Below are 25,809 nucleotides of genomic sequence, written 5' to 3'. Positions count from 1 at the left end.
AATCTAACTTATGAAAACAGAATTAACGACCTCCAATCAACCTTTACCACTAAAGGAAAAAATTGGTTATGCTCTGGGGGATGGAGCCGCCAATATTGCTTGGAGAGGTGTAGCAACATTTTTATTAATTTTTTATACTGATGTCTTTGGCATTGCTCCTGCAGTTGTGGGGGTTCTGATGCTTGTAGCAAGATCAAGTGATGGGCTTAGTGATGTCTTTATGGGTATAATCGGTGACAGGACTGAATCCAAGTATGGAAAATTTCGTCCATGGATCTTATGGACAGCCATTCCTTTGGGTGCTATTTTGGCCCTTCTTTTTACTACTCCAGATTTAAACGATGATGGAAAAGTAATCTATGCGTATGTAACGTACATTCTTTTCACCTTGATTTATACTGCCAATAACATTCCTTACGGAGCACTCATGGCGGTAATGACTGGAAATGACAAAGAGAGAACATCATTGGGAAGTTTTAGAATGGTAGGCGCGTTTACAGGTGGTATGGTAGTGCAAGGTGCTTTATTGTATTTAGTAGCTACATTTGGTAATGTGAGCCCTACAATTCAATTAAAACAAAAGACAGTAGACAGTTATTTGGTCACTGTTTCAGCACCAAATGATGTTCCGAATGCGAATATCAAAACTGAAAATGGTATAGCTACTTTTCAATGGGTTGATGCCAATATTGAAGATCAAAGTATTACACCAAGTAAAAGTTTCCTTATGGAAGCCGACTTTGAATATACTTTTGCTGTAAATGGTGAGGAAAACCTAACAAAAGAAAGCTTTTCTATCATCAATCAGAAAAAAGGATACAGCACAGCTATTTATATCATGAGTGTGTTTTTGACCTTATTCATGTTTGTCACTTTTTATAGCACAAAAGAGAGAATAGCACCTCCTAAAAGTCAAAAAACAGATTTGAAAAAAGACTTTTTGGATTTAATAAATAATAAACCTTGGCTGATTTTATTGATCATCGGATTATTATTCAATATCTATAATTCAATCAAACAGGGTATTGTTGTGATTTACTTCACTCATTATCTTAATGATCAACTACTTGCTGCTTCTTATATGATTGGGCTAACTATCGCTTCAATTGGAGGAGCAATGGCTACGGCTTCATTGGGTAAAAAATACGGTAAGAAAAAGCTTTTCATTTATGCTTTATTACTTTCCGCTTTGTTCAATGCATTACTTATCTTTTGTGGAACTACCGACATCAGTGCCATCTTTACATTGGGCATTATTTCTGAATTTGCTTCAGCAATATTACCAACACTATTCTTTGCAATGCTAGGAGATGCCGCCGATTACTCAGAATACACCAATGGCAGAAGAGCAACAGGTCTTATTTACTCCGCGGGATCCTTTGCCACTAAGTTCGGAGGTGGAATTGCGGCCGCTATTATTGGTTTTGTATTAAGTGCGTATCATTATGATGGACTTGATCATACCACAATTGAAGGCGCTATTCCTGGCATTAAAATACTGATGAGCTGGGCTCCTGCCCTTGTGGCGCTTGTTGGAGCAGGACTTATGACTTTTTATCCTCTCAATGACTTTTTCCTCCAAAAAATCAATGTTGAATTAAATAAGAGGAGAGAGACGGAAGGAAATAACTCCCATGAAAACGTACTAGAAAAAGCATTATAAAATTAAATAAAATGACAGTTACAACTGCAAAAAACAAGAAATTCGGTTATTTTGATGACGCTAAAAAAGAATATGTCATCACCAACCCTGCCACTCCATTTCCGTGGATCAACTATTTAGGAAATGAAGACTTTTTCTCATTAGTTTCCAATACGGCCGGCGGGTACTCTTTTTACAAAGATGCCAAGTTCAGAAGATTGAATAGGTATAGATACAACAATGTACCGATGGATAATGGCGGTCGTTATTTCTATATCAAAGAAGGAGATACAATGTGGTCTCCAGGTTGGAAACCTGTGAAAACGGAACTGGATGAATACGAATGCCGTCACGGTTTAAGTTACACAAAAATCAAAGGGGTAAAGAATGAGCTAGAAGCTGAAGTTACGTTCTTTATTCCGTTAGGTCATTGGTGTGAAATCCAAAAGATGACGTTAAAGAATAATAGTAATACAGAGAAAACTTTCAAGTTATTTTCATATAATGAATGGTGTCTCTGGAATGCTGAAGACGATCAAAACAACCTACAGAGAAACTTATCTACAGGTGAAGTAGAGATTGATGGTGCTACTTTATACCATAAAACAGAATACAAAGAGCGAAGAAATCATTATGCTTTCTATCACTTGAATGCTGAAATTGATGGGTATGATACAGATAGAGAATCATTCATCGGATTGTACAATGAATTTTCTAATCCACAAGCTGTTTTAGATGGTGCTCCAAGAAATTCTGAAGCTCACGGGTGGTCGCCTATCGCTTCTCATTATAAGGAAATCACATTGAAAGCTGGTGAAAGTACAGACTTGATTTTCATCTTGGGTTACGTTGAAAATAAGGAAGATGAAAAATGGGAAAGCAAAGGGGTAATTAATAAGACAAAAGCCAAAGAATTGATTGGGAAGTTTGATTCAGTGGAAAAAGTGGATCAAGCTTTAACAGAACTTGCCGATTATTGGACCAATTTACTTTCGATTATTTCATTAGAGCATGAAGACGATCGTTTAAATAGAATGGTCAATATCTGGAATCAATACCAGTGCATGGTCACATTCAATATGTCAAGATCCGCTTCATTCTTTGAAGTAGGAATCGGTCGTGGTATGGGCTTTAGAGATTCCAATCAAGATTTAATTGGTTTCGTTCATCAGGTTCCAGAAAGAGCAAGGGAAAGAATTATTGACATTGCATCTACTCAATTCCCTGACGGCGGTTGTTATCACCAATATCAACCATTAACAAAAAGAGGAAATGATGCCATTGGTGGAGGGTTTAATGATGATCCAATGTGGCTGATTTTAGGTACAGTAAGTTACATCAAAGAGTCTGGAGATTTCTCTATTTTAGAAGAGATGGTTCCGTTTGATAATAATCCTGACCTTGCCCAAACGTTATTTGATCACTTAACGATTTCTTTCAATCATGTCATTAATAATTTAGGGCCTAATGGATTACCATTAATTGGTAGAGCAGACTGGAACGACTGCCTGAACTTGAACTGCTTCTCTACAGATCCGAATGAATCTTTCCAAACAACAGAAAACAATACTGAAGGCTCAAAAGCTGAATCTGTGATGATTGCTGGTCTCTTTGTTGTATATGGTACTGAGTACATTCAACTATGTAAAGAATTAGGCAAAACGGAGGAAGCTGAAAGAGCATCGAAGTTCGTGGAAGCCATGAAAAACGCTGTAAAAACGAAAGGTTGGGACGGCAATTGGTTCTTGAGAGCATATGATTTCTATGGAAATAAAGTAGGGTCTGATGAAAATGAGGAAGGCAAAATCTTTATTGAATCTCAAGGTTGGTGCTCAATGGCAGAAATCGGTTTGGAAGATGGAATGGTTGAGAAAGCCTTAGATAGTGTAAAAGAAAGATTGGATACCCCTTATGGAATTGTACTGAATAACCCTGCTTTTACAGAGTATAAAATTGAATACGGTGAAATCTCTACCTATCCAAAAGGATACAAGGAAAATGCAGGTATTTTCTGTCATAATAACCCTTGGATTGTGATTGGTGAAACAAAACTGGGAAGAGGTGATCAAGCTTTTGATTACTTCAAAAAGATTTGCCCTTCTTATTTAGAAGAGATTCAACAGTTACATAAAGTAGAGCCTTACGTGTATTGTCAAATGATTGCTGGTAAAGATGCTTACATTCCTGGTGAAGGAAAAAACAGTTGGCTGTCAGGAACTGCCGCATGGAATTTCTATACGCTGATGCACTATATTTTAGGGGTTCAGCCTGAGTACAATGGTTTATTGATTGATCCGTGTATCCCAACAGATTGGAAGGAATATACCATCAACCGTAAATTTAGAGGCGGCACTTACAAGATTACAATTCAAAACCCTAATGGATCGAGTAAAGGTGTTGCTGAAATTGTGGTCAATGGTGAAAAGATAGAAGGCAATATTGTTCCAATTCTTGGAGAAGGAAAACATGATGTTATTGTTAAAATGAAATAAGTTTGAAACAATAAAATTGCTCTTGAGGGAAAGAGTAGTTCATAATGTTACATGCAATAATGAACTACTCTTTCCCTCTTCTATTTTAAATCATACTTTATCCTAACTAACCTAATCCCTGATTTTTTTCGTATTTTTGCATTCCACAATCTTACTAACCATCGAAATGCATATTTGGGAAAAGAAAACTAAAGAAGAAATCAGGCAACGAATTTTTAACGCCTTAAAAGAAAACAGGGATTATTTTGGAAACAACTCACTCGGTGTACCAGGATCACATCTTGACAGTAAAGTCTTTCCGGAAGATGCTCCTTTTCTAAAAGAAGCTCCTTTCATCACTTCACTCTTACACAATCCTAACCATATTGGCTGTCATACACAAGGGGAAAGCGAGAGCTTTTTCAAAGGCACTCAAGACATTGAAAGAGAACTTATTGAAATATGTGGTGTTGACATCTTAAAAGGACAACCCAAAAGTATTGACGGCTACGTTGCAGCAGGTGGAACAGAAGCCAATATGCAGGCCATCTGGATTTACAGAAATTATTTTAAAGAAGAGTTTAATGCTACCAATGAAGAAATAGCGATCATTGCCTCTCAAGACAGTCATTATTCCATGGCTAAGGCATCCAACATCTTATCACTTTCCTATTATCAGGTTAAAGTCTCTGAAAATGAAAGAGCGTTACTTCAAGATTCCTTAAATGAAAATATTGAACAAGCGTTAGCGGATGGTAAGAAATACTTCATTGTAATTGCCAATATGATGACTACAATGTTTGGATCAGTAGATGATGTAAACATTTATACAACTACACTTAAAGCTAAAAAGCTTGAATTTAAACTTCATATTGATGGTGCTTACGGCGGTTTCTTCTTTCCGTTCTCTCATAAACAACATAATCTAGATTTCCGAAATGAAGACATTTCATCCGTTACCCTAGACGCCCATAAAATGCTTCAAGCACCTTACGGCACTGGACTTTTCTTAGTGAGAAAAGATTGGATGAAATACGGCAATACAAAAGCAGATTATGTACAAGGCGATGATTTCACAATGATAGGCAGTAGATCAGGAGCCAATGCAATTGCTATTTGGATGATACTTTTGACGTATGGTCCTTATGGTATGCGTGAGAAAATCTATATTTTAAGTAAAAGAGGTGATTGGTTCACACATAAATTAGACGAAATTGGAATCTCCTATTTTAGAAGTGAAGCATCTAACATTATTACCATGAAAGCAAAAGGAATTGCCCCAGAGATTGCTTCAAAATATGGACTTGTACCTGATGTTCACCATAATCCATCTTGGTATAAAGTGGTAATTATGGAACATGTGACTATAGAGAAATTAGCTCCTTTGGTGGAAGATTTAAAGGGGTATAATGTTAATTTTCATCAACCCTGAATGTTAAAGGCAATGAGAAATAGCTTATAGTACTGTCTATTTAAGTACTAAGTCAAAAATAAATCATAGTTCATTCTAATTTATTTTTTGTGAGTACAACGCTAAAAAACGTATTAATAGTGGTTCTATTGAAAGTTTTTTGAAGGAAGTAATCGCAAAACAATAAATAGAATTAGTATAACGCTAAAAAACGTATTAATAGTGGTTCTATTGAAAGTTTTTTGAAGGAAGTAATCGCAAAACAATAAATAGAATTAGTATTAGATAATTTTGAATTTGTACTTAAAATAAAAAAACACCTCGCTGACAAGACCAACGAGGTGTTTCATGAACTTAACTCTCTCAATTCTTTAATCACTTTTTAAAGTGCATTCATCTAACTTCTGAATATTTATACTTAGTTTAACATCATAATGTTTCATATTGAACATTATTTATATCCAAACAAATCCTAATTGGATATTTTTCATTGTAATAAGAATAATTTAAAGTCTAAAAATCGAATAAATAAACTTGTTTATATTCATCCATATTGATAATCAAAATTATTGAAAGAGCTTCGTTCAAAATTATTTTGAAAGCGTTCCTTGAAGTTGTTTCTGTAACTCGTCTGTAAGAGTGGGATCAATTACATCAAGAAGTTGATCATTTTTATAATCGTATTTCTTAATCAGAGTCGGTTCTACAGAAGCATTATACTTTCCATCTTTATTATAATCAATACCAAATTCAATCAAGAGCTCTTTTTTATCTTCAACAAAACTGTATTGATATATATCTGTTTTTTCTAAGGTGACTGTTCTTAACTTTTTATCTTTTAAAGAATAAAGTAACAGAGACTTTAAATCTTTATGATCAATCACTCCATCTTTGTTTGTATCTTTTGTGGATGCTTTGAACAAAAGAAGAATATCGTCCTCAAAATATTCTGTTTTAATGTAATCAAAATGCATTCTGCCTTGATAAAGCTTAGTCGTCTCCCCTTTCATATGATCATAAATCAAAAGGTTATTGAAATTGCCATTGTACCTTTTTGAATACCTAGCACTTGTTTTACTATAACTAGAACTTCGGGGTGATGTATCATCTTCATTAATATCTTCTGCCTTTTTTAAGGTTTTATGCGATACTGGAATCATATATATAAGATTTACAGTATCTACAAGTTGAGGTAAATTGTAAGAGATTACTTGTTTCCTCTTGTTTTCTTGTTCAAGTTCTTGTACTTCTTCCTGAGCAATTATCCCCATATTATTTTCTTCCCTTGTAAAGGAACTACCTATCTCACTCAGCACAAATACCAATAAAGATAAGAACCCAATAATCACAATTAGGAGAACTAATGTTCCAATAAATGCAAGGAGTTTTTGATTGTAGTTTTTGATTTTCTCAATGTTCATCATCGTCTTATTAGATTAAAGTTTTTGACACTATTAAGTCGGTATAAACCAGCTTATTTACCGAATATAAATATTGAAATATGAAAAAGATGAAGCAGAATATATTAATTAACATTTTTAAATAGGATTAAAAAAAGACCTTAAAAATTAAGGCCTTTTGGTAAAATTGATATGCTATGTCAAGTAGTCACACTAGATCGTCTATTTATAATCTAAATTTTCATTTAGACCAATGCTTAAGTAAAGCTTAAAGTGTGTAAAATAAGTGTAGTACACTGTAAACTAAGCGGGAGTCTACTGATTTCTAAATGTTATAAATCTTCGAAAACTTAGTTTACAATGTAATAGTCTGTTTGTTATCTAGTTTTATTGTTCTGTTCTTTTAAGTGCTTTTTATATAATTTCATGTATTTACTATGACCGATTTCCTCACCTGCAAGCATTTTATTGTAAGCTTCGGAGTGGTACTCTTTTATGAATTCAATAGGTGCTAAACCTGGAACAGGCTTGGGGTCAAAGAAGCTAGAAACTGGCGTCATTCTTTTGTCTTCTGCCAAAGCTTCTTTTCTCATCTTCTTCAATACATCTCGGTATTCTGGATTGTTCGCCAAGTTGTGTACTTCAAAAGGATCATTTTTGATATTGTAAAGTTCTTCGTTGGGTTTTGATGCTGAAAACCATTTCTGCTGAATATCATTCAATTCTCCTCTTTCATTCAATGCTCTCATCACGTGCACTGCTGGACGGTACCATTCCAAGTAACCTTGGTGAGCATCGTAAGGAATATCAGGTCTATCATTCCTAATGTATCTGAATTCTTCGTTTGAAATAGAACATGACTGCTCTGGTATTTCGTCCCATAAACCTCTGAAAGAATACACGTTTTTTCTATCAAAATTCTCATCAATAAATGATTGTCCCGTGAGATAGTCTGGTAGTTCAACACCTGCAATATCCAAGATCGTCGCTGTAATATCTGTACTCGCAATGATCTGACGTGATTCCTCATCATGCTCATATCCTTCTGGCCATTTGATGATCAAAGGAATTCTTGAACCTGAATCAAACAAATATCCTTTTCCTTTGATGTTACATCTACCGTTATCTCCAATTACAATAATGACTGTATTTTCGTAAATGCCTTTCTCTTTTAATTCATCGATCAACATCTGCATTTCAGCATCTGCATACTCAACCTGATCCAAATATTTTGCCCAATCCAAACGAATGGCCGGGTGGTCTGCGTATTCAGGTGGCAGTTGTACATCTGCCGGATTTACGGGATGAGCAGATTCTTCTCTTACTTGATCCCACCAATCTCCTCTATGAGTAACGTTCAATTGTATCTGAGCAAAAAACGGTTGATCTTCTACCGTAAACTCATCGTATTTATCAAACAATCCAAAATCCTTATCCCAATCTCCTATTTTATTATGCTTGAAGTTGACATCAATCTTTCGTCCTTTTCCTCTTACATTGGTGTGTCCAAGGATTGTAGTATATCCTTGTTTTTTCAACTGATAAGTAAAAGGTTTGAATGGTGCTGACAAAGGTTCATCTCTGTTACTTCTATGATGATGAGTGTTGGTCAACCTTTGGTGTGCACCCACCATCATTGCTGATCTGTTGGTAGAACAAATGGATGCTGTTCCAAAACAGTTATAATAAATTGTACCTTCCTCTGCTAATGCATTAAAAGTTGGTGTCTTCACTGCAGGCATTCCATAACATTCAAAGTCATGTGAAATATCTTCCAGCATCACCCAAATAATATTAGGTTTCTCAAATGTCTTTTTTTCTTCTTTTTGATTACACGATATAAAAAGTAATAGTATCGAGCTTAAAAAAAATGGATATAATAATTTCATTTCAACTGCATTTATAAATTCGATTTGTTCCAAAGCTAAGAGAATATTTAGGTAGTCATAGGCCGTTAATCCTAATTGCCGAAAATCCCCTCCTATTATGCAGGATAATTACTACTAATTGACATTTATAACCTTATTGTCCCTAACGAGCTAATGGATTATTACTGGTTTCATTTGAATTATCATTTAAAAATAAAATAGCGTTTTCACCTTCTAAAAAACCTAATAATAGTAAGGATAAAAGGGGGGTATTTTTTTCTAATTAATCCTACATGATTACACATAACCGAACTAATTAAATTGCTCATGAATCAATAGAAACAATGTTCACATTATCATTAAATGAATAACGATGAAATATTACTTAATTAATTTCTTTGTTTTGCTATTCTGCTCTACCACGATTTTCGGGCAGTCTACAGGACATACTGACTTCAATAAAGATTGGAAGTTTTATAAAGGTGAAGTAAAGGAAGGGCAATCACCTACACTCGACGATTCGAAATGGAGAACTGTTCAGATCCCTCATGATTGGGCCATTGAAGGTCCGTTTTCGGTAGAATATAATGCTCGTTGTGGTGGATTACCTTTTCACGGAGAAGGTTGGTATAGAAAAAGTTTTACACTGACGAATACACAAAAAGGTAAAAATATAGCGGTAGAGTTTGAAGGTGTAATGAAAAACTCTGAGGTATGGATTAATGGTCATTACTTAGGGAAAAGGCCTTTTGGTTATTTAGGTTTTGAGTATGACATGACGCCTTATTTAAAACAAGAAGGGGAAAATATTATCGCTGTAAAAGCAAAACCTGAAGATCTTTCTTCGAGATGGTATCCTGGTGCTGGTATTTATAGAAAAGTATGGTTGAATGTTCATGAAGATATTAGAATCGCTCATTGGGGTACTTTTGTAAAAGCCAATAACGTTTCCTCTAAAGTAGCTACTGTTGATATAAAATTGGAAATTCAAAACTATGCGGAAACGGATAAGGTTGTTTCAATTGCTCAACAAATACGAAATGAACAAGGAGAAACGGTAAAGGTTTTGAATCAAAAAACGATTGCGGAAGGCAGTAAAACGATTATCAATGAACAATCATTTAATTTGATTCACCCTCAGTTGTGGACACTAGAAGAGCCTCATTTGTATCAGTTAATGACTGAATTGAAAGATGTAGATGGAAATGTATTGGATCATTATATCACAAAATTTGGAGTTCGTGATATCAAATTCACACCCAATGATGGTTTCTTCTTAAATGGAAAAAGAACGGAGATGAAAGGGGTTTGTCTTCACCATGATTTAGGACCTTTGGGTACTGCGGTCAACAAAAGAGCAACAGAACGTCAGTTGGAGATTATGAAAGAGATGGGTGTGAATGCAATCAGGACTTCACACAATCCTCCAAGTAGAGAACAATTGGAAGCTTGTGATAAAATGGGTATTCTGGTATTGGATGAGGCTTTTGATGAATGGGGAATCCAAAAAATTGAAAATGGTTATCATACTGTTTTTAAGGAATGGCACGAGCGTGATTTGAGAGATATGATTCGTAGAGACCGAAACCACCCTTCCATTATTATGTGGAGTATTGGAAATGAAATCAGAGAGCAGAAAGTAAAAGACGGTTGGAAAGTCGCACAAAATCTAGGGAAAATTTGTCACGAGGAAGATCCTTCAAGACCTAACACGGCTGGCTTCAATCAATATGAAAATTCAATCAAAAACAAGCTAGCACATCATGTAGATATTGTTGGTTTTAACTACAAAGCGGCGAAGTATGCTGAGATCAAAAAGAACTATCCGGATTGGATTGTATACGGTTCGGAGACAGAATCGATCACAAGTTCTAGAGGTGTTTACCATGCACCGTTTTTAGAAAAATATGAAAAAAATACGGATCATCAGGTGACAGGTTATGACATCATTGGCCCAATTTGGTCTTACCCTCCTGATATGGAATTTAAGTTTTTGGAAGAAAATCCAAGCATTTTGGGTGAGTTTATGTGGACAGGCTTTGACTACTTGGGCGAACCAACTCCATATGGTGGTAGAGACAATTCCACAAACGGTTATTGGAATGATGACTGGCCTAACAAATCTTCTTTCTTTGGTCCTGTTGATCTATGTGGTTTTAAGAAAGACCGTTTCTATTTATATCAAAGTCAATGGACTGAAACGCCAATGGTTCACCTACTTCCTCATTGGAATTGGAAAGGTTTTGAAGGACAAGAAATTCCGGTGTTTGCTTATACCAATGCTGAAGCTGTAGAGCTATTCTTAAATGGAAAAAGTTTAGGAAAGAAAATCAAAGGCGTAGATAAAGGAATTGTCCCAGTAAAATTCATGTATTATGAAGGTCCAACAGACTTCCCTTCACCTTACCGATTGAGATGGGATGTGCCTTATGAAAAAGGAGAATTGAAGGCTGTTGCCTACATCAATGGTCAAGTTGTCGGTGAAGAAATCATCAAAACCACTTCGAAAGCAAAATCAATCGAGTTAACAGCAGATCGTAAAGTTATTTCATCTGAAGATGGTGAAGACCTTGTTTTTGTAACTGCGAGAGCATTGGATGCAGAAGGCAATTTTTGTGCAACATTCAATGGTCAAATCCAATTTGCGGTAAATGGTGACGGTACTTTTGAAGCCACTGGAAACGGAGATCCTTCTTCTTTGGTTTTACCTAATAGTAAGAAACTGAAATTTTTTAATGGAATGGCGTTAGTAATTGCAAGAGCCAACCAAGGCGATGGTGGTACAATTACAATTTCAGCTTCAGGTAAAGGTTTGAAAAAAGCAGTTATTACCGTGGAAACCAAAGCAGGTCAAAAAGATTTATAAGACCTTTTTCACTAACATTCATAGAAATACTCTGTAGCTAAAAATAATTTAAATAGTGTGTGTAAAGCCTTAGGATGATTTCCTAAGGCTTTTCTTTTTCAGTGTAAACAAACCGTCGTAAAACATTAATTGACATTTCTACAGGCTTAAAGGTATTCCTTCCAAGCTTCCTTCTTTTTCATTTTTCCATTGCTGAAAAAACGAAGCAAAAAAAGCTAGGCTTTGAAGTCAAAAGCTAAATTCCATTCCTCTCGCCTAAATGATTTTCTAATTACAATCAAAAGGTAAGTATTTTGTAATGATCGTTTAAGTATACATTACTGTAGGATTACTGTATTGTAACGCCCTCAAAATCCATATTATACAGCCATTTGTTATCCAAAAAGTTCAACTCAAAAAAACAGCCTGAATGAAATCAATCACTCAGGCTGTTAAATTAGTCTCTCTTATTTCTTAGAACATATCCAAGATTAATTCCTCAAGGAAAACACTAGATATGTATGAATTGCCTCCTACTTTTTAATAAATTTAATAGGCTGATTATTGACTCTTAAGATGTATTGTCCATTTGGAATATCATCTAAATTAAGAGTTTTTTGTTGTGAGTATTGATTCAATTCAACCGTTTTCACTTTTACACCAATCAAGTTAAATACTTCAATCACTTGGATTGGAAGTGAAGATTCAACAGTGATATCTCCAAAAGTTGGATTAGGATAAAGTTTCAATATAGCTTTATCGTTATCCACTGAAGTTATTTGCTCTTCTGCCATTACAATTACTTCAAATTCTTTGATTAAAGTAGATGAACCCAATTGAATTGTGGCAGTTAAGTTTGTTGTTATATCTCTAAATGATCTTGTCACCACTCCTTCACTCGTGATTGTAGTTCTGTCAGAAATCCATTCAATTGTTGAATTGTTCATTCCTTCAGTTTTCAGAGTGATATCAGTTGTTACACTTTGTGCACTATCTCCTTCGGCAAAAACAATTTCTAAAGCATCAAAAGCTTCTTGAATTAATTCCTCTTCATTGTTGAGTACCGTCAATACAAAATCTTTCGTTGATGATGTCTCATTTAAAGAAATTATAGCCGTAAGTGTTACTTCTGTTACTTCAAGGGGTACTGTCAACTCACCAGTATTTGAAATCACAGCTTCATTACTTGATGACCAAGCGATTTGAACATCTACATATTCATCATCATAAGTTGGTAATGTAACCGATTGACTAACTGCATTTTCATTATCACCTTCTGCATATCCTACTTCTAATCTTCCCGTTACTCTGTCTACAATCACATCATCAGAAGTAGCAACTGTTGTTAAAGTAAACGTTTTTTGTGCTGATAAATCACCCAATGAAACCGTAGCGATAATGTTAGCTGTAACAGCGTTATCCGAAATTGTCACTTCACCTGTGTTTGATATGTTGGAATGAGCGCTTGCATCCCAATTCAATGAAGTATTATTTAAACCTTCTGACACAAATGTGACATTTTGAGTAACAGCATCCGCCGTATCTCCAGTTTCAAATATGATTTCAAGAGCTTCAACTGCTTCGGCAAGTAATTCCTGATCCGTTGGACCTTGATCCTCTTCATCTACCATGAAAGAAGGGTATGAGAATGAAATCACTGCAGGTGCTCCGCTTTCCTCTCCACCAAATTGTACGGACAAGTTCCATTGATACGCATCTTTTGGCAACTTTAATATTGCAGAATAAACCTCTTCTGTAGATGTCAATGTAAATTTGTCCGAATAAATATCATTATTTACCTGTTCGTCATTTTCATCTTTAGTTCTGTATCTGAAATAAAATCTGAAAATGGCTCCATCATCATTCGATGCTTTTACTTTAGCTGACAATTTAAAAGTCACTGAATCTTCCTGATCAGAGTAGTCTATATTTTGCCAAGGAAGACCAATGATTAATGCATTCCAATTCCCTTCATTATTTTGTTTATCTATAACAGCAACATTATAACCGTCCTGCCCTGCTACAACGTCTAGTGAATTAGGAGATTCTGCAGTATTTTTTGTCCATTCTTCAAAGGATGGTGCTCCTTCCACATCTGCAAACCTATAATTTGGAATTAAGTTGTCATCTTTTGGAAGATCAGGCTCATTTTCTCCAATTACTTTTACAGTAAAAACCTTAGTATCTGAAGCTTCATTTTTTGATAAAGTAGCTGTTAAAACTACATCTGTATCTGATGATGGCTGAGTCACTACACCGGCATCTGAAAGGATTGAAGTATCAGAAGAAGACCAACTTACGATTACATCATTTTCAACATTTATCGGTAGTGTAATATCTTGAGTGACGGTATTTTCATCTTCTCCCTCTGCAAATGTAATTTCTAAATTCTCCTTTGCTAAAGCCACTAACTCTTCATCTGTAGGTACATAAGCCAATACTTTCACTGTAAATTCTTTCGTATCCGATGCATCGTTTTTTGAAAGTGTAGCCGTTAGTATAACATCAATATCTGTATCTTGCTGTGTAACTACTCCTTCGTCTGAAATCACTGTGGTATTAGAAGAGGACCAAGTAATTACTACTGCATTTTCACCTTCTGTCGACAATGTAAGATCTTGCGTCACAGATGTTTCATCCTCTCCCTCTACATACGTAATTTCTAAGTTTTCTTTTGCTAGGGCTACTAGCTCTTCATCTGTTGGAGGAATTGTGCCAACGCCTAATACTGTAATTGTAAACTCTTTCGTATCTGTTGCATCATTCCTTGTTAATGTTGCAGTCAGTACCACGTCCATGTCATTCTCTTGTTGCGTTACTACACCTGCATCTGTCACCACAGCAATATTAGAAGAAGACCAGCTTACAGCCACTTCATTTTCTCCAACAACTGGGAGCGTAATATCTTGAGTCACTGTATTAGCTCCTTCATCATCAGCATAAGTAATCTTTAAATTCTCTTTTGCTAAAGCCACTAACTCTTCATCTGTAGGTTCTTTCGCTAGTACCTTAACCGTAAATTCTTTTGTATCAGAAGCGTCATTTTTAGTTAAAGTAGCTGTCAATACTACGTCAGTATCTGCCTCCTGTTGTGTCACAACACCCGCATTTGAAATGACATCTGAATTAGAAGAAGTCCAGCTTACCGCCACTTCATTTTCTCCGACTGTTGGAAGTGTGATGTCTTGAGTGACAGTGGTAGCATCTTCTCCACTTGCATAGGTGATGGCTAGGTTTTCTTTTGCTGAAGCAACTAATTCCTCATCTGTAGGACCACTTGCTTCTACAATTTTCAACAATGGATGAGAAAAAGTAATTTCACCTGGAGCACCACTGTCAACTCCTCCAAATTGAACTGCCACATTCCATTGATAGGCATCTTTTGGAATTTCAAAAGAGGTTAAAAATGTTTTTTCAGTTGATGCCAATGTAAATTGATTAGAATTGACATCATGGTTTGTAAAGCCTCCCTCACCATCTGGAGTTCTGTATCTGAAGTTGAACCTGAATTTGACTCCATCATCATTGGATGCTGTTGCTTTGGCAGATAGCTCAAAGGCTACATTTTCAGTCTCTTGAGGTAGGCTAATGTTTTGCCAAGGTAAAGACATTACCAACGTACTCCAGTTTCCTGTTATTGCATCCACTTTATTGATCAGTACTTTATTATAATTGGTTGTACCTTCAATAGCTTGAATAGTGTTAGGAGCTGTAGCCACTGTATTGGACCAAACGGCCAGTGTTGGGTTTCCTAAAGCGTCTGCAAATTTATCATCTGGAATAAGATTATCTGGATCGCTTGGTTCTTGTGGTTTTTCTTCCTCATCAGTATCTAACGTCAATGAAGGCTCGTAAAAATAGATATCGGCCACCGCACCACTTTTACTACCGCCAAATTGAATATCAAGGTTCCATTGGAAAGCATCATTTGGGATTTCGATTGGAACAATAAAATCCTGTTCTGAACTCGTAAGGTCAAAAACATCAGAATAAACGTTGTTGTTTACGGTTTTACCGTCTCCGTCTTTTGTTCTATAACGGAAATAAAATCTGAACATTGCACCATCATCATTAGATGCTTTTACCTTTGCGGATAAAATAAGGTTTACATTTCCTTCTTGACTGCTAAAGTCAATATCCTGCCAAGTAATACCCATTTTCACATCACTCCAGCTTCCAGAAACGTCGCTTTTGGAAATAAGAACTTGATGATTGTCTCCTGTTCCTGCTACAGCGGTAATGCTGTTAGGAGATGTAGCCACTGTATTGGACCATTCTTCTAAAGAAGGATTTCCATCACCGTCTTTGAATTGGTGATTAGGAACTAAATTGCTTGCAGAAGAAAGTGATAAAAGTGGAGCAGTAATGTTTGCATATACAGATGAAATGCAAATCATGAGTACGCTTGCTAATAAAAAAGTAGTTTTAAATTTCATGCTTAATAAGTATACATTCATTTCATGTTTGAGAATGATCAAAATTATCTATTCACTTCTTTATCATGTAATTAGTAGACATTGAATAGGAACCAATAATTGTTATTTACCCCTAATTCTTAGTAAAAATACCCTGTAAGTCTTTTCGTTAGGAAGTCTAAAATACAGATTAAAAAAATGAATTCATCATCTCAATCATTAATTATTCAATTTTTGATCTATGCCGAACTGATAGATCACTGTTTCCTTGTAAGTTTCCCCCGCTTTCACTAATGAAGAAGGGAAATTAAGGTGATTTGGAGTATCAGGTAGGTGTTGTGTTTCCAAGCAGAAAGCAATATGTTTTCCATAAGCTTTAGCTTCTTTTCCTACAAACTTTCCATCTAAAGAGTTACCCGTGTAAAATTGTACTGAAGGTTGAGTTGTAATAACATTCAAAGTTCTTCCTGAAGCAGGATCCACAATCTCTATAACCTTTTTGGCTTTTCCATTTTCTTTATTAAAAACATAACAGAAATGATAGCCGTTATTACTCAGTTTGAAGATATTCTCTCCAATTGCTTTTTGAACAGTCAAATCCTTTTCTGTATTTCGAATATCCTCTAATTGACCTGTTGGCACAATATCTTTATCAATTGCAGTGATTGAATTGGCGTCAATTTTAATTTTTTGATCCAGAATCGTATTCTTCATTCCATTTAAATTAAAATAAGAATGATTGGTCATACTGATGTGCGTATCCTTGTCAGTAGTAGCTTCAAAGTCAATTTTTATTTCATTTTTATCTGTCAAAGTATAAGTTACCTTGGATTGTACATTACCAGGAAAACCATTGGAACCATCTTTCGAAAAATAGGAAAATACAACTCCTGCTTTATGTTTATCTTTGAAGGTGCTTGCCACTTTCCAAACTGCACTACTAAACTCACCGCCACCATGAATGGCGTGTTTTTCCCCTTTCGTATTCAATTGGTATTTCACGCCCTCTATCTCGAATTCACCATTTCTAATTCGATTGGCAAAACGACCAACGGTTGCTCCAAAAAGAGGGTTAGGCTTTTGGTATTGGGCTAAGTTGTCAAAACCCAATACAACATCTTCCATTTTTTGATTTCGATCAGGCACTTCAGCTTTTACTAAAATAGCTCCATAGTTGGTAAGCTGGATGTGCATGCCGTTTGGATTTTTAATATCCAATAAAAATATCTTCTCTGTACCGTCTTTTCCCCACTCTTTCTGAGTAAGGGTAAAACGTTTTTTCTGAGCAAAACCGAGTTGTGTAATGAACAGAAAAAATAGGGTAATAAAGCGTAATTTCATTTCAGTTAATTCTATTTATAGGATTTTGTTTTCAAATTCGATTTCAAAAACACGAGCATATTTACTAGGTCTGTTTTTCGAGATAAATATTGATAGTCCTTGATCTGACTGTTTCCATTCAACTTTCTCTTCACTACCTAACAATTTTATCCGTCGGATATTATATTGAGCATCTGTATTGGCCAAATCAGTGACCTCAAGCACTCCATCCTCTGAATTACTCATCAAAAAGACATACAACTTCCCATTGTTTTTGGTGAAACGGTAATTGTCTTGTGTAGAGTAATTGAGTTTGAATTGTTTTGAGAAAGAACCTTTGTAAGTGGTCAATGACCCTTTGCCATAAGTGATCCAAGTGGAAGCCCCAAAAATTGCATCCTGGTTTATATTTACCCACTCCCCCACATTTTCTAAAATCTCTTTTTGAGCTTCAGAAATAGTACCGTCAGCATTAGGATATATATGTAAAAGTACGTTCCCATTTTTACTGATGATATCAATAAAGTCTTCGATGACTCTTCTTGTTTTCTTGTTTTTTACTTCATCCGTCGTGTAATTTGAAAATTTAGCGAGTTGAATATTCGCTTGCCACTTTTCCTCTTTGATTTCTTTTACTTTTGAGTAATTGAAATTCATCACATTTGTACCTTTTGGAAGAGCATTGCTGTATTTGTCTTGGGATTGCAACACGACTCCTTTTTCCCAGTCGATGCCTTTGTTATAATAATACAAAGCCAATCTTTCATGGTAAGGTTTGAATTCATTTTTATTCATAAAGAAGTCAAACCACATCAAATCAGGTTCATATTGATCTATAATATCAATAGTTCTATTCCACCAATGATCAATAAAAGTCTGACTAACAGGTTGTGTTGGAAATTGAGACGCCAAATCCAATATTCTATTCGCCTTTTGAATGTCTGATTTTGAGCTGTAAAAATTCCAATTGTAAGCAAAGTGAGAAGACAAGCCTACTTTTAAGTTCTGCTTTTTAGAGGCTTGCATTAATTCTTTTGTAAGGTCTCTTTTGGGACCTTGATTGACACTGTTAAAAGTGGTGTGATTTGAATTGTACATCGCAAAACCGTCATGGTGTTCCGCGACCGAGATAATATATTTAGCACCAGATTTTTTGAAAAGACTAGCCCATTCATCTGCATTAAAAGACTGGGCGGTATACTGAGGTATAAAATCCTCGTATCGTACAGTGGCTCCATAATTTGCTTTATGAAAATCATGTAAAGGATGAGGGCCTCTGTTGATTACTTTACCATTAGCATTGTATTGTACGCTATCAAAATCCATCCATCGGGCATAAAAAGGAGTTTTGATTTTTGGTACATTAAAAATACCCCATTCGACAAAAATCCCCAACTTCGCATCTTTAAACCACTGCGGAACCTCATAGCTTTGTACGGATTCCCAATTTGTATCATAGGCGTAATGTTGCGGTTTTTCAGAATGAGATTGAATCATTGAAAAACTGTAGATAACAAAAAATATTAAGCTAATTGCTAGGGCTTTGATCATAGTGTACTTCATTTCATATCATATTTAGATCAGTTACGTTGAGGAAACCATGTGTCTACCCAATTCGAAATATGGATAGACACAATTTGTGGATAAATGCATATGGAGAGTAGACACATGGTACAACCTCAACGGTTATAATGTTTGCTCGAATTCTCCTCCAAGTTCAGTTTCTCTGTAACCTTCACTCAAGATTCTGAATGCATGTGCAAATTCTGTAGGGAATGATTTAGGACGCTTGATGATCAGACCTTCATCTGTTCTCTCCCATTGCAATTCCTCATCACTTCCTAAAAGCGTTACTTTCTCAATCTTGTTATTTAAAAGTCCGATTGCTGTACTTAATGACTTGATTTTGATATCACCTTTTGGAGTATCCATCACTAAAGCATAGAATTCACTATTGCTCTTTTTTGTGAAACGAATATCCGTTTCTTTGTATCTGATTTTCTTTCTTTCAATCTTGTGACCACCAGCAGGAAGTCTAGTAGGACCTTCACCGAAAATAGTCCAAGGTCTAGTACCATAGATCGCATCACCATTTACCGCTAACCATTCACCCATATCAACTAAAAGGTTTTCCATTTCAACTGGAATTGTACCATCAGGATTTGGAGGAACATTTAATAACATGTTACCATTTTTGGCTACGATATCAATCAAAATATCAACAAGTTCATCTGATGAAACGAATTTTGCATTTGATCTGTAGAACCATGTTCCTGGAGAAGTATCCGTGATCCAAGCATCTTGTTTGGGTTGATTTGGTCTTCCTCTTTCGTAATCACGGATTGCTGAAATTTCCGGGAAAGTTTCTTCTTTAAAAAGTACGGCAACTTCTTTGTTCCACTCCTCACCTTTGTTGTAGTAATACGCCAAGAATTTCTTTCTGCTTTCTTCGTTCATATTTTCCAACCACCAGTCAAACCAAATGATGTCAGGTTGATAGTTGTCGATATATTCTTTCAACTTCGCCCACCATTCTTTATAGAATCTTTCTGTAGGTTCATTGTTATAGAAATCATGTGGATCAGTGTATAAATCGTAATCTTCTGGATCAACACCACCGTATTCATGTGCAGGTGCAAAATATTTCCAAGTAAAGGCATGATGGAAAGATGCGATAAACTTCATCCCTCTTTTCTCCACTTCAGATTTTAGCTCTTTAGAAACATCTATTCCTCCATAATTAACAGAGTTCCAACGTGTCGCTTTACTATCCCACATAGCGAAATTATCATGGTGCATTGCTACTGGTCCAGCGTATTTTGCTCCTGATTTTTCAAATAATTCAGCCCATTTTTGTGGGTCAAATCCTGTAGGCTTGAAATTTTCAATTAAATATTTATAACCGAATTCAGCAGGATCACCAAATTGCTCTACGTGGTGTAAGTAGTTTGTAGTTGGACTATCATTGACCGTTCCGTCTTTATGTTTAGGCAATTCACCGGATTTCCAATTTGGAATACCGTTTTTACCGTACATCATCATACCATGCCATCCTGCCAATTTTTGTTTTGGCTTCATATTAACAAAAGCACCCGAAATTGGTCCCCAGTGTGTATAAATTCCAAACTTGGCATCTCTAAACCAATCTGGTGATTTATTCACTTTGGCCAATGACTCCCAATCTTCCGTAAATTTTTCTGTTGATTTTAGTTCCTGCTGTTTTGGTTGCATTTGGCAAGCACCCAATGCACACATAACAGACAGCGAAAGTGTTTTCATTAATTTCATACTCTCTTATTTTTTAAAGGATTAGTTCCTGCTGTTTTGGTTGCATTTGGCAAGCACCCAATGCACACATAACAGACAGCGAAAGTGTTTTCATTAATTTCATACTCTCTTATTTTTTAAAGGAGCACTAAGGCAAAAACAAACGAATGTTTCGTGCACCATAGTTAAAACTATGGGCAGGTGATAGTCCAACCTAATCAAGACTGAAGTCTTGAAAGTTGGAAACGTAAGCAACACTTCAGTGTTGGTGGCGTCAATATCACCTGCCCATGACTTCAGTCATGGTGCACGATATTTTGTCCTTTTACTTCTGTCCTAGTACTTAAGTTAGATTTAATTTCAAAAAACAATCAGAAATACATTTTCCGTATTGCTTGAAACAAATGTAGATTGATACGATGGGAAGGCTAGAGAATTTTAGTAAATCAATTGGGGTAATAATTTACCGATCGAAAAACAAGTGGTTTTAATGAGAGATTGACCTTTTTGAGAACATCAAGCCATACAATAGTAATTTTTAGTAAATATTATCCTTTAACAACCTATGGATTCATTACATCAATAGATAATATTAATACATAAACCTTATTTTTGTATAAGAATCATTTTTTAAACTAAATACGACTACCCTTGAAAATAGAACCACTTGATTTTAGTGCTGATTAACGGGTGTTATTTTGAAAAAGTACCCTATTGGGCGAAAAATAGGGATAAATAATACTAATTTCACCCTTGTAAATAATTACACCACATGAATGAGTGATTCGTTCACTAACACTTCAAAAGGGCTATAAACAATGCTTTTGAGAAGATTTTTTAGATACTCTATCCACATTAATGAAATGAATTTATGAAAAACAACTACTCCGTCATCAACAGGACTATAATTGCTAAAATTACCCTATTACTACTTTCATTTTTCTCGCATATATCTTTTGCCCAGGAAAATGAGATCGTCTTTGACATACAATGGTACTCTACAAAAAACGGTTTAGTGCAAAATGATATTACGAGTATTTATCAAGACAGCAAGGGTTTGATGTGGTTTGGAACCAACGCCGGAATTAGTAGATTTGACGGTTACAATTTCACAAACTATAGTATGGACACCCATCAATTGACGTCTAATATCATTAGTTGTTTTCAAGAAGATCAATACAATAATCTTTGGATAGGATTACTGAATTCTGGGATTTGCCGTTTGAATTTGGAGACAGGTGAAATGACTTCTTTTCGAAATACAGAAGGATCAAAAATACTTAGTTCTAACAATGTTCATTCGTTAGCATTGGATGAGGACGGTAACTTATGGGTAGGAACTACAAAAGGTCTCAACTGCATTCCAACAGAGGAATTGACTAAAGATAAATTCAAGGCTAAAAAATATTACGCCAATCATCACAATTCTAAAAGCATCATATCCAATCACGTAGCTAAACTTTTCAATGATAGAAATGGGAACTTATGGGTAGGAACGAAAAAGGGGTTACAAATCGCTATTAAACCTTCCAACAATCAGCCTTCTTATAGTTTCAAAGAAATCTCAAAAGCAAAAGTCACACCGATCAAAGATATTAAGGAATCTGAAGAAGGCGTCTTTTTTTGTGGCCCACACGGCGTGTATCTTTTTAATGAAGAAAGATCAACACTGAGAAAAGTTTCAACAGAACGTTTTAATACACTCTGTATTGATCCTAACAAACACATGCTAGGCGGGACTAGAAAAGGTTTGTTTTTTATGGAATATGATGAAGTTAGTGGAACCTATGTCAAGAAAAAGCATATTCATAGTGATAATTTTGATGCACTAAAAATCAACATCATTACAGAAGTGTTTAAAGATAAGTTAGGCGTAATTTGGATTGGCACTAAAGGAGGCGGTATCATCAAATACAATCCCAATGGTAAACGATTTAAAGACATCTATAAAACTAATGACAAATCAAGTATTTCATATAATAAAATCAGATCCATTTACGAAGACAGTAAAAACAGAATCTGGATTGGTACGCAAGGTGGTTCATTGAATGTCCTTGAAAACAGCACTGAAGGCTTAGATCATGGTTATAAAAAATTGACTTTTGAAAAAATAAAAACCAATACCACTTTTGATATTACGGAATGGGGTGATCAACTCATTATTGGTATTCGTAAAAAAGGAAAAGTGTATAACCTCGATATTGATCTTAACCTTGAAAAACTAAAGGATATCACTGCTCAAGACCTTTTGACAGAAAATGAAGATGCGCCTGCTTTTGCCATTAAAAGTGATGGCAATAATGTGATATGGTTGGGTACATATGGAGATGGCTTAATTAGAGGCATTAAAAAAGGGAATAAAATTGAGTGGACGAGTGTTACAAATCAGAAAGACCTTAAAAATGAAAGAGTGAAACTGATTCGTAGTATTTTGATTGATAGCTATGGCAACCTCTGGGTTGGCTCTTCACAAGGTTTGGTCTTCATTCCTAAAGATCAAAAATTGAAAGAAAAACCTGAATTTGAGTTGTATCAAAATCAACCTAACCAAAGTAATAGTCTTTCTTACAATTATGTTTTACCTGTTTTTGAAGCTTCCAATGGTGAGATATGGATTGGGACAATGGGTGGTGGATTAAGTATTTTCAACCCGGAAAATGTCAAAGATGAGGAGATCAATTTTGAACATATCACAATCAAAGATGGACTTCCTAGTAATATCATTAAATCGATTTTGGAAGACGATTATCAAAACCTTTGGATCAGTAGTAATAATGGCATCACCAAAATCAATTTAGATTCTAGAGAAATCAAAAATTACAATATCAGTGACGGCCTTCAGGATAATGAATTCAGTGATTTGGCTTCGTGTAAATTAAAAAATGGTGATTTGATGTTTGGCGGTGTCAATGGTGTCAATTATTTCACTCCTCATGAGATTGTTGATGACTATTTGGTCGGAGATCTTGTTTTTACTGAATTGAGCGTATTGAACCAAACTATCCATGTCAATGACACTTTGGATGGCAATACAATTTTGAGTAAAAACATACAATATACGCAGAGTATAAAACTGAACCATGATCAAAATAGCTTTGCTGTTCAGTTTGCGGGTTTGCATTTTGGTTCTCCCTATAAAAACAAATACAAATATAAACTGAATGGTTTTGATAAGGATTGGATCACAACGGATGCTGATTTTAGAATTGCAAAATACACCAACTTATCTCCAGGCAGTTACACTTTAGAAGTAAAAGCCTCCAATGGAGATAATATTTGGAATCCAAAATCATTGTTCTTAGACTTAGAAATTGCGTCACCTTGGTGGGCTACTGTTTGGGCGAAAATCTTATACGCTATAGCGATTATTTTCTTTGTTTACCTTTTCTCTAGGTTCTCACTGATTACTGTCAAAAAGAGACATCAATTAGAATTAGAACAATTTGAAAGAGAAAAACTGGAGCATTTGAGCCAAATGAAGTTGCAATTCTTCACTAATATTTCTCATGAATTGCGAACGCCTTTGACGTTGATTCATACACCTATCGAACAGCTTATTAGTAAGGGAAGTGCTTATTCCTCTTTGGAGAAAGAGAAATATTATAAGTTGATTCATAAAAATGTCAATCACTTAATGAATCTTGTCAACCAACTTCTGGACTTCAGAAAGATGGAACAAGGACATACAGCCCTTCAAGTAAAAGAAGGTGATTGGGTATTATTTACAGAGCAGATTTATCATTCTTTTAAGGAATTTGCCAATCATGAACGTGTTGATTTCACATTGGACATCAAAACACACTCTATTCAAGGTTATTTTGATCAAGATAAACTCAAAAAAATACTGAATAACCTATTATCCAACGCCTTTAAATTTACTTATGCTGGACAGGTGAAATTAACTATTCAGCAAGAGTATGAAGATGTGGTGATTGAAGTGAAAGATACGGGTTTTGGTATTTCAGAAGATCATTTAAAATATTTATTCGAACCCTTTTATCAAGTGGAAAATCACTCTAAATCCAAAGGTAAAAGCGAAGGAACAGGTATTGGATTGTCTTTCACTAAAAGTTTAGTGGAATTGCATCATGGAACCATTGAAGTGGAAAGCGAGAAAAATGCAGGTTCAACGTTCAAAATCAAATTCCCACTCAATGAAGTGGCTTATGAAAATGACGTCAAAATAGAGGCCCTTCCTGAAGAGACCTTAATGATTGAAAGCGAGGAAGAAGAAGAGTTAACGGCTCAAGAAGAGGAATTAAGTTTGACTACAAAACCGAAAATTGTTATTGCAGACGACAACCCTGCTATTCTAGACCTTTTGTATGAATTATTAAAAGATACTTTCAAGGTCTATAAGGCTGAAGATGGAGAAAAAGCATTCCAATTGGCCAAAGAAGTAATGCCAAATCTAATTCTTTCTGACATCATGATGCCGGTGATGGACGGTTATGAATTGACTAAGAAAATCCGTGAAGATGCACAAGTTTGTCATTTACCGATCATTTTGCTTACTGCCAAAAATTCAAGCGACAGTAAACTAAAAGGTTATGAATATGGCGTGGATGCTTATGTTACCAAACCTTTTAATACAGAAGTATTGATGGCGAGAATTAATACTTTGGTGGAAAATAGAAGACGTTTGCAAAAGAATTTTAGAACAAACATTGATACGCAACCAAGTGAAGTGACCTTTACTTCCATCGATGAACGCTTCTTGAACCGTTTGGTAGCGATTGTAGAGGAGAATATTTCTGACCCTAAGTTTACCGTTGAGAAGTTGGCTTATGAATATGGCACTACTCCTCTCCGATTGAATCAAAAATTAAAAGCATTGACGGAACAAACGGCCAAAATCTTTATTCGAAATATCCGATTAAAAAGGGCCGCGCAATTACTGAAAATGGGAAGGTATGGTGTAAGTGATGTCACCTATGAGGTTGGATTTAGTGATTTGAAATATTTCAGAAACTGTTTCAAGAAAGAATTTGGTGTTCCGCCTTCTCATTTCTTACGCAATAAAAAGAAAAAAGAAGAGGAAGTTGAAGATGCAAAAACAGAATAACGCCATGTATTTACGCCCTATTTTAATTTAAATGAAATGAAAAACACACACCGTAAAACACTGTATTACTTGAACTTAACTTGACTTTGAATACTACTTTAAAAA

The 25,809-nt window shown here is 35.3% G+C and carries 11 protein-coding genes; 5 read left to right on the top strand and 6 right to left on the bottom strand.

The features are described from left to right. Window positions 1–10: 10 nt before the first annotated feature. The 3 genes from AVL50_RS11150 to AVL50_RS11140 all read left to right on the top strand — a co-directional run bounded on the left by AVL50_RS11150 (window position 11) and on the right by AVL50_RS11140 (window position 5,545). A complete protein-coding gene (locus AVL50_RS11150) occupies window positions 11–1,663 on the top strand; it encodes an MFS transporter (protein WP_062616581.1) in 1,653 nt (550 codons plus the stop codon). 11 nt (window positions 1,664–1,674) lie between these two features. Next, the gene (locus tag AVL50_RS11145; protein WP_062616580.1) at window positions 1,675–4,134 is read left to right on the top strand and encodes a GH36-type glycosyl hydrolase domain-containing protein; all 2,460 of its coding nucleotides are present in this window, start codon (window positions 1,675–1,677) and stop codon (window positions 4,132–4,134) included. Window positions 4,135–4,300: 166 nt separating this feature from the next. Beyond that, window positions 4,301–5,545: a pyridoxal-dependent decarboxylase gene (locus AVL50_RS11140; RefSeq protein WP_062616579.1), complete on the top strand. Its 1,245-nt coding sequence runs from the start codon at window positions 4,301–4,303 to the stop codon at window positions 5,543–5,545. A 569-nt stretch (window positions 5,546–6,114) separates the two neighbouring features. Here the strand turns inward: AVL50_RS11140 and AVL50_RS11135 are convergent. Beyond that, entirely contained in the window at window positions 6,115–6,948 is an 834-nt protein-coding gene (locus tag AVL50_RS11135) for a hypothetical protein (protein WP_062616578.1), read from the bottom strand. A 353-nt stretch (window positions 6,949–7,301) separates the two neighbouring features. Further along, complete coding sequence (locus AVL50_RS11130; RefSeq protein ID WP_082795761.1) at window positions 7,302–8,813, bottom strand: sulfatase; 1,512 nt, start codon at window positions 8,811–8,813, stop codon at window positions 7,302–7,304. 352 nt (window positions 8,814–9,165) lie between these two features. Between AVL50_RS11130 and AVL50_RS11125 the strand changes: the two genes are divergently transcribed. Then, window positions 9,166–11,658 carry a glycoside hydrolase family 2 TIM barrel-domain containing protein gene (locus AVL50_RS11125; RefSeq protein ID WP_082795757.1) on the top strand — a complete coding sequence of 831 codons (2,493 nt, stop codon included), beginning with the start codon at window positions 9,166–9,168 and terminating at the stop codon, window positions 11,656–11,658. A gap of 512 nt (window positions 11,659–12,170) precedes the next feature. Here the strand turns inward: AVL50_RS11125 and AVL50_RS11120 are convergent. The 4 genes from AVL50_RS11120 to AVL50_RS11105 form a co-directional block, all read right to left on the bottom strand. Further along, window positions 12,171–16,073: an immunoglobulin-like domain-containing protein gene (locus tag AVL50_RS11120; RefSeq protein ID WP_062616576.1), complete on the bottom strand. Its 3,903-nt coding sequence runs from the start codon at window positions 16,071–16,073 to the stop codon at window positions 12,171–12,173. A gap of 198 nt (window positions 16,074–16,271) precedes the next feature. Next, window positions 16,272–17,393: an aldose epimerase family protein gene (locus AVL50_RS11115; protein WP_062616575.1), complete on the bottom strand. Its 1,122-nt coding sequence runs from the start codon at window positions 17,391–17,393 to the stop codon at window positions 16,272–16,274. A gap of 15 nt (window positions 17,394–17,408) precedes the next feature. Further along, entirely contained in the window at window positions 17,409–18,869 is a 1,461-nt protein-coding gene (locus AVL50_RS11110; protein ID WP_062616574.1) for an alpha-L-fucosidase, read from the bottom strand. Between the two features lie 189 nt (window positions 18,870–19,058). Next, window positions 19,059–20,660 carry an alpha-L-fucosidase gene (locus AVL50_RS11105; protein WP_062616573.1) on the bottom strand — a complete coding sequence of 534 codons (1,602 nt, stop codon included), beginning with the start codon at window positions 20,658–20,660 and terminating at the stop codon, window positions 19,059–19,061. A gap of 850 nt (window positions 20,661–21,510) precedes the next feature. Between AVL50_RS11105 and AVL50_RS11100 the strand changes: the two genes are divergently transcribed. Beyond that, window positions 21,511–25,704, top strand: a complete 4,194-nt coding sequence (locus tag AVL50_RS11100) for a two-component regulator propeller domain-containing protein (RefSeq protein ID WP_062616572.1) — start codon at window positions 21,511–21,513, stop codon at window positions 25,702–25,704. Window positions 25,705–25,809: the final 105 nt, after the last annotated feature.

It is taken from the genome of Flammeovirga sp. SJP92, assembly GCF_001583495.1.
Taxonomy (GTDB): domain Bacteria; phylum Bacteroidota; class Bacteroidia; order Cytophagales; family Flammeovirgaceae; genus Flammeovirga.
This window is presented reverse-complemented; position numbering and strand designations above follow the sequence as displayed.

What these genes read in the sequence shown, in the direction of transcription:
- AVL50_RS11150 (WP_062616581.1), top strand. Translation starts at nt 11, where the DNA reads ATGAAAACAGAATTAACGACCTCCAATCAACCTTTACCACTAAAGGAA.
- AVL50_RS11145 (WP_062616580.1), top strand. Translation starts at nt 1,675, where the DNA reads ATGACAGTTACAACTGCAAAAAACAAGAAATTCGGTTATTTTGATGAC.
- AVL50_RS11140 (WP_062616579.1), top strand. Translation starts at nt 4,301, where the DNA reads ATGCATATTTGGGAAAAGAAAACTAAAGAAGAAATCAGGCAACGAATT.
- AVL50_RS11135 (WP_062616578.1), bottom strand. Translation starts at nt 6,948, where the DNA reads ATGATGAACATTGAGAAAATCAAAAACTACAATCAAAAACTCCTTGCA.
- AVL50_RS11130 (WP_082795761.1), bottom strand. Translation starts at nt 8,813, where the DNA reads ATGAAATTATTATATCCATTTTTTTTAAGCTCGATACTATTACTTTTT.
- AVL50_RS11125 (WP_082795757.1), top strand. Translation starts at nt 9,166, where the DNA reads ATGAAATATTACTTAATTAATTTCTTTGTTTTGCTATTCTGCTCTACC.
- AVL50_RS11120 (WP_062616576.1), bottom strand. Translation starts at nt 16,073, where the DNA reads ATGAAATTTAAAACTACTTTTTTATTAGCAAGCGTACTCATGATTTGC.
- AVL50_RS11115 (WP_062616575.1), bottom strand. Translation starts at nt 17,393, where the DNA reads ATGAAATTACGCTTTATTACCCTATTTTTTCTGTTCATTACACAACTC.
- AVL50_RS11110 (WP_062616574.1), bottom strand. Translation starts at nt 18,869, where the DNA reads ATGATTCAATCTCATTCTGAAAAACCGCAACATTACGCCTATGATACA.
- AVL50_RS11105 (WP_062616573.1), bottom strand. Translation starts at nt 20,660, where the DNA reads ATGAAATTAATGAAAACACTTTCGCTGTCTGTTATGTGTGCATTGGGT.
- AVL50_RS11100 (WP_062616572.1), top strand. Translation starts at nt 21,511, where the DNA reads ATGAAAAACAACTACTCCGTCATCAACAGGACTATAATTGCTAAAATT.